The organism is Schaalia sp. lx-100, from assembly GCF_021083625.1.
In the GTDB taxonomy this organism is placed as follows: Bacteria; Actinomycetota; Actinomycetes; order Actinomycetales; family Actinomycetaceae; genus Pauljensenia.
Map to the genome: position 1 here is coordinate 155,173 of NZ_JAJNRP010000003.1, position 15,953 is coordinate 171,125.

The 15,953-nt window shown below is 47.3% G+C and carries 12 protein-coding genes, 1 other RNA gene and 1 pseudogene; 10 read left to right on the forward strand and 4 right to left on the reverse strand.

The annotated features are described in order from the left end of the window. Positions 1 to 6: 6 nt before the first annotated feature. The 6 genes from LRP54_RS03465 (at position 7) to LRP54_RS03490 (ending at position 8,791) form a co-directional block, all read left to right on the forward strand. Entirely contained in the window at positions 7 to 1,560 is a 1,554-nt protein-coding gene (locus LRP54_RS03465; RefSeq protein ID WP_231234964.1) for a complex I subunit 4 family protein, read from the forward strand. After that, on the forward strand, positions 1,557 to 3,125 hold the full coding sequence (nuoN, locus tag LRP54_RS03470) for an NADH-quinone oxidoreductase subunit NuoN (protein WP_231234965.1): 1,569 nt from the start codon (positions 1,557 to 1,559) through the stop codon (positions 3,123 to 3,125). The genes LRP54_RS03465 and nuoN overlap by 4 nt, the downstream gene beginning before the upstream one ends. Continuing rightward, positions 3,122 to 4,132, forward strand: a complete 1,011-nt coding sequence (locus LRP54_RS03475) for a polyprenyl synthetase family protein (protein ID WP_231204403.1) — start codon at positions 3,122 to 3,124, stop codon at positions 4,130 to 4,132. The genes nuoN and LRP54_RS03475 overlap by 4 nt, the downstream gene beginning before the upstream one ends. A 168-nt stretch (positions 4,133 to 4,300) precedes the next feature. After that, a complete protein-coding gene (locus LRP54_RS03480) occupies positions 4,301 to 6,010 on the forward strand; it encodes an AAA family ATPase (protein ID WP_231234966.1) in 1,710 nt (569 codons plus the stop codon). After that, complete coding sequence (locus tag LRP54_RS03485) at positions 5,997 to 7,058, forward strand: 5-methylcytosine restriction system specificity protein McrC (RefSeq protein ID WP_231234967.1); 1,062 nt, start codon at positions 5,997 to 5,999, stop codon at positions 7,056 to 7,058. The genes LRP54_RS03480 and LRP54_RS03485 overlap by 14 nt, the downstream gene beginning before the upstream one ends. Positions 7,059 to 7,291: 233 nt before the next feature. Next, a complete protein-coding gene (locus tag LRP54_RS03490; RefSeq protein WP_231234968.1) occupies positions 7,292 to 8,791 on the forward strand; it encodes an FAD-dependent oxidoreductase in 1,500 nt (499 codons plus the stop codon). 219 nt (positions 8,792 to 9,010) lie between these two features. Here the strand turns inward: LRP54_RS03490 and LRP54_RS03495 are convergent, their stop codons facing one another. Both LRP54_RS03495 and LRP54_RS03500 read right to left on the reverse strand, forming a co-directional pair. Next, positions 9,011 to 9,616, reverse strand: a complete 606-nt coding sequence (locus LRP54_RS03495) for an NAD(P)-dependent oxidoreductase (protein WP_231234969.1) — start codon at positions 9,614 to 9,616, stop codon at positions 9,011 to 9,013. Between the two features lie 302 nt (positions 9,617 to 9,918). Further along, on the reverse strand, positions 9,919 to 11,181 hold the full coding sequence (locus LRP54_RS03500; protein WP_331274800.1) for a peptidoglycan bridge formation glycyltransferase FemA/FemB family protein: 1,263 nt from the start codon (positions 11,179 to 11,181) through the stop codon (positions 9,919 to 9,921). Positions 11,182 to 11,418: 237 nt separating this feature from the next. Between LRP54_RS03500 and ssrA the strand changes: the two genes are divergently transcribed. Continuing rightward, positions 11,419 to 11,795, forward strand: a transfer-messenger RNA (tmRNA) gene (gene ssrA, locus LRP54_RS03505). 359 nt (positions 11,796 to 12,154) lie between these two features. Here ssrA and LRP54_RS03510 read toward each other — a convergent pair. After that, entirely contained in the window at positions 12,155 to 13,102 is a 948-nt protein-coding gene (locus LRP54_RS03510) for an Abi family protein (protein WP_231234971.1), read from the reverse strand. A gap of 186 nt (positions 13,103 to 13,288) precedes the next feature. After that, the gene (locus LRP54_RS03515; protein WP_331274801.1) at positions 13,289 to 14,431 is read right to left on the reverse strand and encodes an IS1249 family transposase; all 1,143 of its coding nucleotides are present in this window, start codon (positions 14,429 to 14,431) and stop codon (positions 13,289 to 13,291) included. 517 nt (positions 14,432 to 14,948) lie between these two features. On the opposite strand from LRP54_RS03515, the gene LRP54_RS08520 reads away from it, so the two are divergent. The 3 genes and pseudogenes from LRP54_RS08520 (at position 14,949) to LRP54_RS03530 (ending at position 15,800) form a co-directional block, all read left to right on the forward strand. Further along, on the forward strand, positions 14,949 to 15,125 hold the full coding sequence (locus LRP54_RS08520) for a phage tail protein (protein ID WP_442984589.1): 177 nt from the start codon (positions 14,949 to 14,951) through the stop codon (positions 15,123 to 15,125). 150 nt (positions 15,126 to 15,275) lie between these two features. Beyond that, positions 15,276 to 15,602 (forward strand): annotated as a pseudogene (locus LRP54_RS03525) (tape measure protein); the annotation flags it as partial. Positions 15,603 to 15,614: 12 nt separating this feature from the next. Continuing rightward, entirely contained in the window at positions 15,615 to 15,800 is a 186-nt protein-coding gene (locus tag LRP54_RS03530; RefSeq protein WP_231204520.1) for a hypothetical protein, read from the forward strand. Positions 15,801 to 15,953 lie beyond the last annotated feature (153 nt).

The following is a 15,953-nucleotide window of genomic DNA, read 5'->3' on the forward strand; positions in this document are numbered from 1 at the left end:
ACAGATATGCAGACTTTTGAGATTATGAATGCGTCAATGCCTTTATTGACACTACTTGTTGCTGTACCGCTTATCGGTTCCGCATTTTTGACTATTCCAGCAGTACGTAACTATGGACGCATTTTTGCTGTAGTAGTTTCAGTCATTGAGCTAGTGATTTCCCTCGTAGCTTTCATTGTTTTCTTTGACTGGTCAACACCAGCGTCCTATCAGCTGGTTGAATCGTATTCTTGGATACCGCAAATGGGGGTCAGCTGGGCTCTTGGCGTGAATGCTTTGGGCGCGGTAATGCTGCTCCTAGCTGTTGCGCTTGTGCCTGTTGTGCTTGTCGCAGGATGGTCTGAGGATGCACACCCACGTAGCGGTGGCGCATATGCTGGATGGGTGCTCCTTCTGGAAGCATTCATGGTGCTGATATTTGCCGCTTTTGATGTCGTCGTCTTTTATATTGCTTTTGAAGCGATGCTCATTCCGCTATATGTGATGATCGGTCGTTACGGTCGTGGTGAGCCTGAGGCCCGTCGCGCAGCTGCGATGAAATTCCTTCTGTTCTCCCTCGCGGGTGGTTTGGCGATGCTTGGCGGTTTGGTTGCTTTATGGGGATGGGCACCTACAGCGGCGCGTGAAACTGGAACATTCTTCCGTTTAGATTCCTTAGCTATGCTGACCAGTAACTTGTCTGGCAGTGTACAGCTGGGTGTTTTCGTTACCTTTATGATTGCTTTTGCCATCAAAGCGCCGATGGTTCCCGTTCACACTTGGTTGCCTGATACGGCAGCAGTTGCCCGTCCTGGCACGTCAGTGCTCCTTGTCGGTGTGCTCGACAAAATTGGCACTTTCGGAATGATTACTTTGTGCTTGCCATTATTCCCTGCGGCTTGCGCACAGGCACGATGGGTTGTCATTATCCTTGCAGTCATTTCGATTCTGTGGGGTGGCCTTGCCGCTATAGGACAAAATGACATCATGCGTTTGGTGTCCTACACCTCGGTTTCACACTTTGGTTTCATGGTTTTAGGTACCTTCATTGGAACATCAATTGCTCTCGTAGGTGCGATGTTCTACATGGTGGCTCACGGTGTTTCCATTGCCGCAATGTTCTTACTATCTGGTTGGCTGGCTGAACGTGGTGAGACTGCTGACATGAACCACTACTCAGGTATGCAACGAGTCACTCCGGTGCTTGCTGGTTTGTGGTTGATCTCAGGTTTGGCTTCTGTGGCATTGCCAGGTTTGTCAGGTTTCGTTCCTGAATACCTGGTTCTCATGGGTACATGGCAGGTCAATATTGTGGTAGCGATATTTGCTGTCTTTGGTGTCGTCATTGCGGCCCTGTATTTGCTTTTGCCGTATCAACGTGTTTTCACAGGTAAAGCTCACCGTGATGTAGAAAAGATTACTGATTTAGGTGGGCGCGAACGTGCAGTTATGGTTCCTTTGATTGCTGCCATGCTCATCCTCGGTATTTGGTCGGCTCCGCTGGTAACAGCTGTCACTCCGGTTGCCGACGCTGTTGTTGTTCCGGTTTCTTCCTCGGCTCTTGAAGGGAGTTCGAAGTGAATCTCCTTCCTACAGAAACTTTGGCGGCTCCGGATATCCACTGGGCTTCCATTAGTCCGGTTATTGTTGTCCTTGCAGGCGCGGTTTTGGCTATTCTCGTTGAATCCTTCGCGCCGACGAAAACTCGACGACCCATCGTTATTGGTGTTTCTTTACTGACAACCCTAGTTGCGCTCGTGACCTTGGTAGCGCGATGGCTTGTTGTTCTTGATGCTCCCGTATCAGTAGGGGAATACGTTGAAGATTCTCTGACTGTGGCAACGCAGTTCTTGCTGGTACTTGTCGCTTTCTTTGCCTTCATGGTCATGGCAGAACGCACATCGGTGGGGGATGGGGCATTTGCTGCCCAGCCTTCAGATCGTCCAGGTTCACATGATGAGGAATTATCTGATCGTAAAAACTATCAGCGTTCTGAAATGTTTCCTCTGGCGTTATTCTCGCTTGCAGGGATGATGGTATTTCCTGCAGCGAATTCTTTTGTCACACTTTTCGTGGCATTGGAAGTCATGTCTTTACCTTTGTACGTTTTAGCTGCAACAGCGCGTCGTCGTCGTCAGCTTTCTCAAGAAGCAGCTCTGAAGTATTTCATTTTGGGTGCTTTTGCTTCAGGTTTCATGCTGATGGGGTCGGCTTTCCTCTATGGATTCTCAGGTTCTTTAACGATTTCTCAGGTGGCTACAGCTTTACCGGGAACCACCGGTATGGACTGGTTGGCTTTAGCTGGCGTTTTCATGGTGTGTGTGGGCTTACTCTTTAAGATTGGTGCCGCGCCTTTCCATGCGTGGACTCCTGATGTGTACACAGGTGCTCCGACACCGGTGACAGGTTTCATGGCTGCTGCGGTTAAAGTAGCTGCTTTTGCTGCTTTGCTGCGTTTCTATCAGGTTGTCGCTGCCCTTCTGCAGTGGGATTTGCTTGCTGTTTTGCTTGGCCTCGCAGCTTTGACAATGTGTGTTGGTACTTTTGCTGGTTTATTGCAAAAAGACATCAAACGTATGCTCGCCTATTCGTCGATTGCTCACGCTGGATTCGTGCTTTTAGGTGTTTTATCGCTGACACACGGTGCTTCAGGTCATGTGATCTTCTACCTTGCGGGCTATGGTTTTGCGACCGTTGGAGCCTTCGGAATTATCTCTTTGGTCCGAGGAGTGAACGAGAACGGGGATGCCACGGGTGAAGTGACAGATATTACTCGTTGGGCAGGAATTGGTCGAACGAATCCGCTTATTGCTTCTGCGATGCTGGTATTCCTTCTGTCATTTGCAGGTATCCCGTTAACCTCGGGTTTCATCGGTAAATTCCTGATTTTCTCTGACGCATTTGCGGCAGGAATGGGCTGGTTTGTTGCCCTAGCTTTGTTATGCTCGGCTGTTACTGCTTTCTTCTATTTCCGCGTTGTTCGTCTCATGTTTTTCACTGAGTCAACGGGTGATGTAGAGGTTGTACAGTCAGAAGGCTTTAGCGCTGTCACTGTTGTTTTATGCGCTTGTGCAACTATTATCTTGGGTGTATTCCCGAACGTTATTCTGTCTTTGTTGGACAAGGTGGTTATTCTTCTTCCGTGAGTGTAAAAATTCCTGACTTTCACGTGCCAGCTTTGCAGGCTCGCATTACGCCGAGCCTGCAGGTAGTTGAAGCGCATTTACTTGAAGCTGTTACTGGTGCGCGTGACTTGGTAGATGATCTAACATCCCATCTAGCGCAGGCTGGTGGTAAGCGTATTCGTCCTGTTTTGACCTTGGTGTGTGCGCAACTTGGGTCAGATGATGCTGCTTCTCGTGAGAAAGTAATTACCGCTGCAACAGCGATTGAGCTTACGCACCTTGCTTCTTTGTATCATGACGATGTTATGGATTCAGCTCCAACTCGTCGTGGTACTCCGTCGGCTCAACACTTGTGGGGTAATAATCGCGCGATTTTAGCTGGCGATGTCCTTTTTGCGCGCGCCTCGGTTCTGATTGCGCAGCTTGGTCCAGAAACGGTTGAACGTCACGCTCACACATTTGAACGCTTGTGTTTAGGGCAGCTGAACGAAACTTTTGGTCCAACGCCTGATGCGGACCCGGTGGACTTTTATTTGCAAGTGCTTGCAGATAAAACAGGTTCTTTAGTGGCCGCTGCTGCTCATTTTGGAGCATGGCATGGCGGAGCAGGGGATGAAGTAGCGGAAATCGTTGCGGCTTTTGGTGAAAAAGTCGGGGTGGCTTTCCAAATTGCTGATGATGTCCTTGATATTGCAGCGGAAGGTACTTCAGGTAAAACACCGGGAACGGATTTACGTGAAGGTGTAGACACTTTACCTGTGTTGCTGCTGCGACGTCGCGCAGAACGTGGACAGATTGATGCTGATGGGCAACGTATCTTGTCGCTTTTGGAACAAGACCTGTCATCTGATGAGCTGCTGGCAGAACTCGTTGAAGCTTTGCGTTCGCATGATGTACTCGAAGAAACACGTCAGCTTGCTCGTACCTGGGCTGATGAAGCGGTTGCTTTGCTTGATTCTTTGCCGCCGAGTGAAGCGAAAATAGCTCTTGAATCTTTCGCTGGGCTAATGGTTGATCGTCTCGCATGAGGAAGCCGTGTGGAACTGGAAATGTTTCACACGGTTTTCTTTTGGCAATGTGGCTGTCTAAGGGATATCGAATGGGAAAGTAAGGTTGAGAGCTTTTCTTTGTTGGTGGAGAAGCGGAAGTCTTTGAGGCGAGTTTAGTACGTAAAATTTTTCAGTGAAGAGGTAAAAATGCGCAGGCTACAAGAAAATGAAGTCTGGTTTCCTACAAAATCAGAGTACGATCCTGGAATAAGTATTGAAGAATGGGTTTCTTTACTAGAGGATTCTGAGATTTTTACAGAAAAAAGTCTGAGAGTCATGAAATGTATGAAAGATATAGGCGGAACAGCTTCCTGTAAGCAGCTTGCTATGGAATATGGTGCGAGCTCAGGTACGTATCAAAATGTTTCTAGTGCGTTAGCAGAGCGTGTTTTAGCGGCACGAGGGGCATCAAAACCACCGGGAGCCGGTGTAGCTGTACTTTATCAAATTCGAAGAGCCACGAGATATGAAGCGGGTGGTTGGGTTTGGCGTTTACGTGAAAACCTGTCAAAGGCTCTTGAACGTGTAGATCTTAGTACTATTCCGCTTTATGAAAATTTTATCGAAGATAAGGAAATAAACTTGTCATATTGGATGCTTGATTTTCAAAAAGAAAACTTTACTTACATAGCTATGCCTGTGAAAAATATTGAGGCATGTTTTATATTCAAGGATCAAGAGGAAATAATTTATAAAAAGTTACAGAGAATTAGAAAAGGTGACTACGTCGTATGTCTTGGAGAATTTTCTGAAGGTCAACTTATAGCGAAGTGTATTGTTGACAATGTTGACGAGGATTTTATTACTTTAATTGAGCTTGAAAACTTTGTGAGTACAGAAACTTGGGGGAGCCTCGTATCTACAGGAGTTTTACCAAAGTTTGTGATGGATGATCTTGATGAAAAAACTCTTATTAAACTTGATGAAGAAGTCTATGAAAATATTTTGAAATCCCTCGGATTTGTTTTAACTGATAAACCTTCTGAGGTAGAGATTTCTTACCCTATAGATGATTTCTTAAAAGAAGTGTATATGAGCGAGGAGAAGATTCGCTCTATTATTCGAACACTTGAACGTAAGAAAAATATAATTCTTCAGGGGCCTCCTGGTGTTGGAAAAACCTTTGCTGCAAAGCGTATAGCTTGGTTGCTTCTTGGTAGCGCGAAAACTAATAATATTGAATTCGTTCAGTTCCATCAAAATTACTCATATGAAGAATTTATTATGGGTTTTCGTCCTCTGGCTGAGGGCTTTGAACTTCGTGAAGGCATATTTTATAATTTTTGCATTAAGGCGAAAAAGTGTCCGAATGAAAAATTCTTTTTTATTATAGATGAAATAAATAGGGCAAATGTATCAAAAGTTTTCGGTGAACTTCTGATGCTTATGGAGAATGATCATCGTAATGAAGAAATTACCCTTTCCTATAATGGTGAATCTTTCTCTATTCCTGATAACCTATTTATCATTGGAATGATGAATACTGCAGATCGATCAATTGCGATGATTGACTATGCTCTGAGGCGGCGATTTAGTTTCTTTGAATTGGAGCCACAGTTTGATTCAGAGGGTTTCAGGGTGTATCAAAAAAACTTAAATAGTCCTTTGTTGGATGCTCTGCTTGAGCAGATTAAAGAGCTCAACAGTGTTATACGATCTGATCGGGTATTGGGCAGGGGATTTTGTATCGGGCATAGCTACTTTACCGGCTATTCTGCTATAGATTTTGAAACTCTTTCTTCTATTATCTCTTTCGATATTCTTCCTCTCTTATCTGAATATTGGTTTGATAATGAAGAAGAATATTTTTCATGGAAAGAACGCTTAGAGGGAATATTGGCGCATGATCGTCGATAAAGGTATTGAAATTAAAAATATATACCATATGCTCTGCTATGTTTTCCATGATTGGAAATTATTGAAGCACTATTCATTAAATACTGAAAAATTTGAGAATGTGCATGAATTTCTTGCCCGCTTGTTGTCTTCGGCTCTTTCAAAGCAAATTAAACATGGTCTGCATAAAGACTATATTTCTGTTAAAGAAAACATTTATCTCCTGAGAGGTAAGCTGATAAGTGGCGAAACGATGAATAACTTCATGTCGAGGCGAAAGACTTTTTTCTGTGAATACGATAGCTTTTCGGAAAATAATCTAATAAATCAAGTGTTAAAGTCGATAATTCTTTCAATGCTTACTGATTCTTTTATTAGTGCTGAAAATAAGGATAATCTAAAAAAGTATTTAATTTTCTTTTCTGATGTAGATGATATTTTCTTAGCTAATGTTAATTGGTCATATGTTAATACTTTCAAGGTAAGTGAAAATTATCGTTTTCTCTTGAATATCTGTCAGTTGGTATGTGAAGGCCTTATTGTGACAACTGATAAGGGTGATATGCGTTTTCTTTCTTCATTCAAAGTGGAGTTTATTGAAAAACTATATGAAAAATTCATTTTAGAATATTATCGGAAAGAACATCCCTTGCTCTCCGTATCTGCTTCGAGAGTTTCATGGGCTTTAGATGATAATTTTAATGATTACTTGCCTTTAATGAAAACCGATATAATGCTGCGATATAAAGATAAAATTCTCATTGTTGACGCTAAATATTATTCTGATATTTTTCAACATAATAGGGGGAGTGAAACTGTGAGATCTTCTCATCTTTATCAAATTTTTTCATATGTAAAAAATGAGCAGGAAGCCTTTCGATCTTCTGGCTGTCAGATAAGTGGCATGTTGTTGTATGCGAAAACTCAAGACATGATGAACCTTGATTTAAGGTACGCTATGTCGGGAAATCGTATTGATGTGCGTACACTCGATTTGGGTAAAGAATTTATTCACGTATCAAATTTTTTAGATAGAATTGCCGCCGAGTTTTTATATTCTGATCGTTAGAGCCCTTGATACGTAATAATCCTGCATCTTTTTCAGAAAATAGAGAATACTCGTGTGGTATTCGAGATAGCGGAATTCCTTACCTTGCAGGCTGTTTTGTTGTCCTCAAGTAGCTTTTTGAATACAGTATGCTCTGTGCCACTGAACAGAAGTCTAATGCAGCGTTAGGATATCGGAAGTGAAATATTCGGTGTACTTTACAAAGTGCACAGCATGAATGAAGGAAATATTGAGTGAGTACTGTACATGTTGCCGTTGTAGGCGCAGGCCCTGCAGGAATCTACGCTTCAGATATTCTGTCCAAATCAGGACTGGATGTCAGCATTGACCTTTTTGAACGCCTCCCTGCTCCCTACGGCCTCGTGCGATACGGCGTAGCCCCAGATCACCCGCGTATTAAACAAATCATCACAGCCCTATACAGGATTTTGCAGCGTGGCGATATACAACTACTCGGTAACGTCGAAGTAGGCCGAGATATCACAATTGACGACCTACGCGATCATTACGATGCGATTATCATTGCTTCCGGTGCTGACCGTGATGCTCCGCTGAATATCCCAGGCATTAACTTACCTGAATCCTACGGAGCAGCTGACTTTGTGAGCTGGTACGACGGACACCCCGATTATCCGCGCGAATGGCCTCTGAATGCTCGTGAAATCGCTGTCATCGGTGTAGGAAATGTTGCTTTAGATGTTGCTCGTGTACTCGCTAAACACGCTGAGGATATGCTGGTCACAGAAATTCCTGAAAATGTGGCGAAAACTCTGGCCGAAAACCCTGTGACAGATGTTCATGTTTTCGGTCGTCGTGGCCCTGCTCAAGTAAAATTTACCCCCCTTGAATTACGAGAACTTGGCCATGTGCCAGATGTTGACATTATCGTTTCAGAAGAAGACTTTGAATTCGATGAAGGGTCCGAAGACCAACTGCGCTCATCGAATCAACAGCGTCAAGTAGTGAAAACTTTAACCGCCTACGCAAGCGCTGACCCTGAAGAACACGTAGCTTCGCGTCGCATCCATATTCACCTTTTCCAATCACCTATCGAAATCGTTCCCGATGATAAAGGACACGTGCGCGCGCTACGCACTGAACGTATGGAACTGGTTGGCGACGGCACAGTACGAGGAACCGGGGTGATGACAACATGGCCAGTGCAAGCTGTGTACAGGGCCGTCGGGTACTACTCCAGCCCAATTCCAGGTATGCCTTTTGATACGGTACGCGGCATCATCCCTAATGATGAAGGACGTGTACGTGAAACATCTGACCCAGACAGTGCAACTATCGACGGTCTGTACGCAACAGGGTGGATTAAACGCGGCCCTGTCGGACTCATTGGCTCGACAAAATCTGACGCGCAACAGACAATCACGCATCTTGTGGAAGACGCGCAAGCTGGTCGCCTACGCGCGCGAGGAACTTCAGTCGGGCATGAAGCCATCGTGAAGCTGCTGGAAGAACGCAACATTGAATACACCACGTGGGATGGCTGGGAATTACTTGACGAATATGAGCAATCTTTAGGAGCCTCTTATGGGGATCTTCCAGGTGATCGCGGAAGCCGTGAACGCATCAAAGTCGTGTCACGCCGCGCAATGACGGATATTTCTCGAGGACAACAAGTAGATCCTGCGCAAACTGACTTAATTGGACGCATGGGAGAGATGGGTGTTCCCAGTGCTCCCGAACGTTTCGATGATTATACGGGGCCACAGTCACACTGAAATTTTGTTGCGTGCAAGGAAAAGCAGACAAGGGTAGCGAGTAGGCGTTTCATCCTGTCATTCGTTTCATCCTGTCATTAATGCATGCAACCGAGAGGTGCGGGAAGCCCGTGCATAATAGCTGTGAGGGGATGTAATCCTTTTGTGATTGCATCCCCTCATGCGTGTAGTTACGCCTAAAACTAGAGGTGTAGTGCTGTGAATTCTCTGAGGTTGATACTAGGCTTGCTCGGTGGCCACAGTGAAACGACGACGAAGATTTTGCTTCTTTTCAGCTTCGTCAATAATTGCGATTGCGAAGTCCTGAGTAGAAACAAAATCTCCAACAGGCGAATCTGACCCCAGTATGTACCTGCCGGTACGGGTTGCAGGAGCAATTTCGGGGGAGGGGGCTGCGATTGTCCACTGTACATCTGTAGGGGCTGAGCGGTAGAGGTCGAGAATCTGGCCGAATGTACGGGCTTCGACACTGTAATCACTTGGGAAATCAGGGGTTTCATAGAGGCGAGTAGCATTAATTTCCAGTGAGCCAGCGCCGCCAACGATAAGGAAGCGGCCCGTGGGGGCAGCATGAATGAGAGCAGTATGTGCATCAATTGCGGCTTGATAGTTGTCGCGGCTGGCAACTGTAATCACGGTGAAATCATGGGAATTAATAGCCTTGGCAACTGCGGAAGTGTTTGTTAATTCGAGGGCGACGGATGTGGTTCCCTCAATCTGTGTGCCGCTGCGTGTGTAAGCGGTGACCTGATACTTGCGTGAAAGTGCCTCAGAAACAATCTGTGAGCCAATCATTCCATTTGCGCCGATCACTGCAATCTTCATGATTTTTCCTTTCGGTGGTGGAGTTTGTGACGCACACGAGAATAACTATTGGTAACAGATTACCTCAAAGTAACTAAAGGGGAGTTGGAAGTGATCTCGGGCATAAATTTTGGCGGGAAGAAGTAAATCTTTTGGAGGTGGTAAGTGATCGTCATTGGAAAGGAAGGCGAAGTTTTAGTCCTTTGAATCCCCTCAAACTGATAAAAGAATACGCAGATGCGCGGGCAATAGGTGTGCGCAGATACGCATATTCTGCGACTGGAAAGAAATAGTGGTGTGAGGAAGTGTTTGCGTTACTCAAACTATTCGCGATGATCGATAAAAAACTTAACGACGCGATACATTAACTTCCGAATAGGAAAATCGAACTCCCCAAGTTTTTCAATAACGATGGGGTTGAAATGCGACTTAAACTTCATTAATCCATCATCAAGAGTATTGGATACGCCTCCAATAGAACAATACTGGGCGCCACGGTCAAAAGCCTCTGTCATGGATTGAATATACACAAGATCTTGTGCAGTAATTTTTGAAAAATGACGATTCATTCCCGCATACAGCATTTCAAGCCCAGTCCCATAAAGCACAGATAAACACCCTGCTAAAGGAATAACATCTTGAGGATTAGCGGAATACTCTTTTTCTAAAAAGTCAATTTGTTGTTGATGACTTTTAATTTGCTGTTCGTATTCTCGGCGTTTCTGATTCGCATTTTCATCAAGTTCAGAAAGTTTCTTTTCTGTTTCACTTATACGGTTACGATATTTCTTAATAGCTGAAGGAACATTAAGATAAGCGATATACAAGAGGACATCATTACCGTATACATCGAATATTTTTTCAAAATACTCACGTGGTCGTAAATATATTGATTTTGCTTCCTCTGTTTGCGCAATGAGGAACATGAAATCATCAAGTGCCTCAATATTGGCACGTCGGACTTCCACATAACGATTCACTGCATCCTTCACGAAACGCCTTGTGCGCTTAGGGACATGCTGCAAAATACTTTCACCTTCAGGTGGTCGCAGAGTCGCCGTAGTGAAACGCGGTTGCAAAGTATCACTCATTTTTTCCGTGAAACCCAGATGCCTAAAACCTGATTCTTGAAATACATCCCTTATTTCAAGTGAATCGGCTGAATAACCACTTGTTAATTCTTCGATTTTTGCAGCTCTTAGTGGCACAGGAGGATCAATTTTAATAAATATACACGAAGATTTTTGAGCGAGTTTCTTTAATGAATCTAAAAAGAAAACTAAAACAGCATGGTCAGAATAATCAAGAATAGGCCCATGCGGGAGATACCACATAGTAAATCCACATTTAATGGGACGAATAAGAATTAACCCGGCAGCGACAATATTTCCCTGTGTATCGCGTACACATGCGCGGAAAGAATCCCATGAGTCTTTTACTTCTGCCCAGCAAGCAGATTGCAGCACGTTGCAATTCTTTTGTGAAGTGACAAAAGCATCGTAATCGTCAGCGCTAATCTGAGTGTCAAAAATATACGAGGAATTCACAGAAATCTTTCTTTCACTGAGGAAAAGCATATTCCACATGTGAGCTACATTGTTTTATTGGTCTTGAGAGTCTGACAGAAACGGAGCGGCAAATGCCCTTCCATCCATGATAACGCTTCTTTTATGATTCTGGTCCTGTAGAACGACTTTGGAAGTAATATAAAAATCCAAGTATTTGAAACTTGAAGGATGAGAATATTTCGTTTGCTTTCATCTTTTCAAAGGTTTAGAATGAAAAATCTGTTCTTTGGGGCAGGAAGAGTTGTGAACTCAATAGGGGATGATCGGTTTCGACGACGGTTGTCGATCAAGGGGAAGCGGGCCGAGGATGTGCGCTCACCTCGTAAACGACGCGCGCAAACCAATAGGTGCCGAACAGAACCGCACCGACTACGTTCTCGCCGCCTGATATCGCCGCGTGAACCTTTAGTCCGTCAGCCCGAGTGGTGCTCTCAGCTCGGTTCCTGGCGTCATTCAGAGAGCCACTGGAGGAACACCGTGTCGGTCGGTTTTCCTCAACACTTTATCGACTGAGCCTATCCGGTAGCAGGTCTGCATGATGCCGGAGGCCGAGAAATATCAAGCAGACTGCGCCCGGAGAATACCTTGGGGCCAGCCGTCGGACCGGGGTTCGATTCCCCGCATCTCCACTCTACCTAATCCCGGAACCGCTTGATTCCGGGATTTTTCGTTGAAATCTCGGGGAAAAGTCGGCTTTGTTCAGTAAAAGCAAATTCCGTAATGTACCCTAAAAGGGTCTAGTTGCTCCTAATTTTTAGGACCAATTTAGGACCAATTTAGGACCAGATTAGGACCGAAAAAAGGGATGCACCAGGTGGCCGAGGCTGGGCATCGGATCGTGATGTGCGTCCACGACGAGATCGTTGTTGAAGGCACCAGCGCCAGCGTTGAGGAGATCTGTGGTCTTATGGCCACAGTGCCCGAGTGGGCGGCGGGGTTGCCGCTATTAGCGGACGGGTATGAGTGCGACTTTTATCGTAAGGATTAGCAGTTAGAAGCTGTGATTCCAGTTTTCTGGTAGGCCCAAACTGGTGGGGTTGACAAGAGGGTTTGCTAAGAACTCGTTGTTAATGAGGCTGCTGATTTTGTTTGGCCAGGTTGTTCCTGGCGATGTGACGCGGATGAGCCCCGCCATAACAGTGAGGACACCGAATATTTGTCCGCTTTGCCCGAGGGGCAGCGACGCGAATTGCGGGAGCGTTCGTAATGCTGCTGTCGGTGCCGGGGCGAAGGATTTGTTCCACAGCCTGGCGTGGTGTGCACAGAAGTTACGGACGATACTCAGTTGTTCCATCCATCGCACGAGCGGTGATTGGAGTTTGGTTTTGCGTTGCTGGTTTTTCGACAGTGCTGTTAAGTCGATGACGAGTCCCATGTCCTCGGCGATTTTTCGCTGGTCAGATGCCGGTAATCCTTCGTAAAGGCGTGAAATGTCAGCGAAATCGAGCACCTCAGCTAGTACCCAAAACGGGTATTGGCTGTCGTAGGAGTCTCGGTAATGCTTGATTGCTTCATTGTTTCTGCCTGCACGGTTGATGCGCTTGTCGAGTGTCGTCATCCATTTCTTGTGGTTAAACGTCGGGCGAAACCGTTGCGGATCGGTGTAAGCGAGTGGGTCGGTTGCGGTCAGCGCTTCCCCTATGCGGGTGCGCATCGCAATTTCGACGCGTTCCATTCCGTCATGCACAAGTGCACGTAGTTTGCGATCTGCTTCGTAAAGCGCAACAGCATCACTGAAACGAGTGCCCAGTGTGAACGTATCTTGGCGTACGTCGTGTGCCGAGAGGTGTCGGGCAGGATACCAATACGCTGATAGCCGGTAATAGCTGACGAAACTAAGCCATTGTGATGCGACGTCGGTATCGACTTGCATACCGCGAGAACGTAGCAGATCGATGTGTTGAGCGATTGTCGCTGCTCGTTTTACCGGCTTGCTCAATATGTTGGCTCCGACCCTGAATAGAGATCCAGCCCACTCCCGATCGAAGTCGAGGCGGGCTGAACGATTGAGTCAAGTATAGCTCGATCGATGCTCCGGGAGTCAACAGGAAGATGATTCCGCAGGCGCAGGTTGCGGTTGCGGCTCCAACACCCGGCTTATACGACAGATCTTGTTGGTGGGGGTTTATTCGTTGATGGCCTTGAGCGTGTTGGTTGACCATGTGAGGTCGGCCCAGGTGATGGCTTGTCCCCAGTGTTGTTGGCGGGCTTGGTCGGTTTCTGCTTGGTGTTGTGCGGTTTGTTGGTAGAGTTCGTGGATCTGAGTGTCGGTGGGCATGAGGGTAGTGAGTTCACTGGCGGGGCGCGGGTTGCTTGTGTGCTGGTAGCGCCACCACATGCACGCTTTGATTTGGCGTAGTAGTGGCCAGCCACGATGTGTGCGCAGCATTGCTCTGAGTTGAGAGTTGAGTCCTTCGATTCGGTTGTTCGTAGCCGGGATCGGCTCACCGTCCATGTGGAGATGTGGGTCAAGGTAGGTGAACATGTCACCGGCTTTAACACGTCGGTTGATAAGGTTACGGGCAGCGACGAGACGCTCGTGAGTATTGACGATGCGCCCATCAGCTAGGCGTGTTTTTTCTGCCAGGGTCATTTTCCATTTCTGACACCACCTCGTGTAATGATCCAGCCAGGCGGTTTGCTCGTCTTGAGTGCGGATATGGGTCAGTGCTTTGGCTAGGGCGTAGAGCTCAACTCCTGCCTGATGGCGTGGCCTGCTGGTGGTGCGGGAACGAACATTGGCTTGAATGTGGAAAAGACAGCGCTGAATACGGGTGTTGGGCCATTGGGTGCGGCAAGCTTTCACGAATCCTGACCCGCCATCGGTGATAACAACATCAGGAGGAGCGATCTTGGCTAACAGGTCAGCCCACGAGCTTGCTCGTTCGCTTCGAGCCAGGTGCCAGGCAAGAACGTGTCGTGAGCTCATCGCGATCAGCAGGACGCAACGGTGAGCCAGATACAGGCCATCAACGTGGACAACGTGATGGACTTCGTCAACTGCCGGTGCGACAGGCCAGTATTCCCACGCCCTAGCGAGGCGACGCTGAAGTGTGCGTCCGCCACCGGCAAACTCTGCCAGGGTGAGTTTCCCGGTCACAAAGTCTATGAGCATCGCGATTTCGCGTGCTTTGGAATCCACGCGCGAATTCGTTGTAGCTGCACAGGCCTGGCAACGCCAACGCACCTTCTTCCCGGTCTTTGTTAAATACGATCCCCAGCGGATCATCCGAGCATGGCAAGTCTGGCAACGATGTAGTCGATTCACCCATCACCATTACACGCCCGGGAAAAAAAGGGGGAGTTAACGACCGAGTTTTGACCACCAACACACCACAAAAGTTCACTCCACACCAACAAGATTTGTCGTATAAACCCCACCCGACACCCCGAACCTAAGAACGGACCTTTCCGTGTCACTTCAACAAAAAACCCCTGATCTCACCAACAGGATTTGTCCAACCTTAAACTCCAGTCAAACCAACCTAAAAAGGCACCTTTCAGCACCAACACAACAAAAAACAAGAACCCCACCAACAAGATCTGTCGTATAGGCCCAACACCCCGGTGACCTTGGTTGAGAACAACGAAGACCGGCCCTGGACTCCCACCTCGGTGGGTAGCGGAACCGGTCATGTTGACATTAAGACTAGGTCATAGCTCAGGGGCACGCAACCTCAACTTTCGGGGTGTGGTTATAAATCTGGCGTGCTCGAAGCCCTCCTGCTAGGAAGCCATAACTTTCCGTGTTGTTCATCTGTCGGCTTCCTAGGAAGGAGCCGATCATGGCTGCTAATACTCTCCAGACATTCGCGAATGATGCATTCGGGACGATCCGCACCGTCGAGCAGGAGGACACGATTCTGCGCCGTAACAAGCCCGATAGCAAGGGACGCAACCCGTGGAAAGCCGAAGCCGCCGAAGGGGCTTCCAAAGTCACATCCAAAACGATCACCGACTGATATAAGGCCGTCTACGAGCCTGCCGCACCGTCCGTATCAAGCTAAGGAGAACCAAACATGACAACGAAAATGCGGCTTCTGATGCGGTAGTGGTTATTGGCGGACGCTCCGATGAACTGATATTGACCATGCGTGCCACGAGAGAATATGCAAACCCTGCTGGCCTTTGGCATCAGCCTGGAGGGCGCGAAGAAGCACCTGATGCATATTGGTGACATCTCCCAAGGTGATGCGCAGAAGATGGAGTCACTGACCTTGGCGTTCGCCCAGATGTCCTCGACAGGCAAGCTGACCGGCCAAGACCTGATGCAGATGATCAACGCCGGTTTCAACCCGCTGGAGGAGATCTCCCGTAAGACCGGTAAATCCATCGGCGAGCTGAAAGAGGAGATGGCTAAGGGCACGATCAGCGCCGAGATGGTCACCGGGCCCAACGCGGAACTCCGCGACAAGATCCGCGCTCTCCAGAACCAATAAGAAGTCGTCACCGTGCATACCGTCATCGCGTTCGATGCTGACGAAGAGTCCTTCTTCGCCTATATCACGAGGCTGTCCGCTGACGAACGCCCCGCATTCGGGATCCCTGTTTATCGGCTGCTCACGTTCCGCATGAAGCGTCAAGGCAAGGGTGGCAGTGACGGGCAACTTGAGTTCAGCTTTGACGAGTTTGATTGAGCAAACCGCATGATTGTGGGGCACGCACGGCCCCGCCTCACCCCTCCGAGAGCCCAAAGAACCGATAATGGAAGACAGGGTGTCTCCTCGCGGCTGTTTCGAGCATCGAGCTGAGACAACCAAGGCAGCCGCGATGCTCCACGCTGGAGCAGG

Excerpts from the sequence above, each read along its gene's own strand:
- LRP54_RS03465 (WP_231234964.1), top strand. The coding sequence starts at position 7 with ATGCAGACTTTTGAGATTATGAATGCGTCAATGCCTTTATTGACACTA.
- LRP54_RS03480 (WP_231234966.1), top strand. The coding sequence starts at position 4,301 with ATGCGCAGGCTACAAGAAAATGAAGTCTGGTTTCCTACAAAATCAGAG.
- LRP54_RS03485 (WP_231234967.1), top strand. The coding sequence starts at position 5,997 with ATGATCGTCGATAAAGGTATTGAAATTAAAAATATATACCATATGCTC.
- LRP54_RS03495 (WP_231234969.1), bottom strand. The coding sequence starts at position 9,616 with ATGAAGATTGCAGTGATCGGCGCAAATGGAATGATTGGCTCACAGATT.
- LRP54_RS03500 (WP_331274800.1), bottom strand. The coding sequence starts at position 11,181 with ATGTGGAATATGCTTTTCCTCAGTGAAAGAAAGATTTCTGTGAATTCC.
- LRP54_RS08520 (WP_442984589.1), top strand. The coding sequence starts at position 14,949 with ATGGCTGCTAATACTCTCCAGACATTCGCGAATGATGCATTCGGGACG.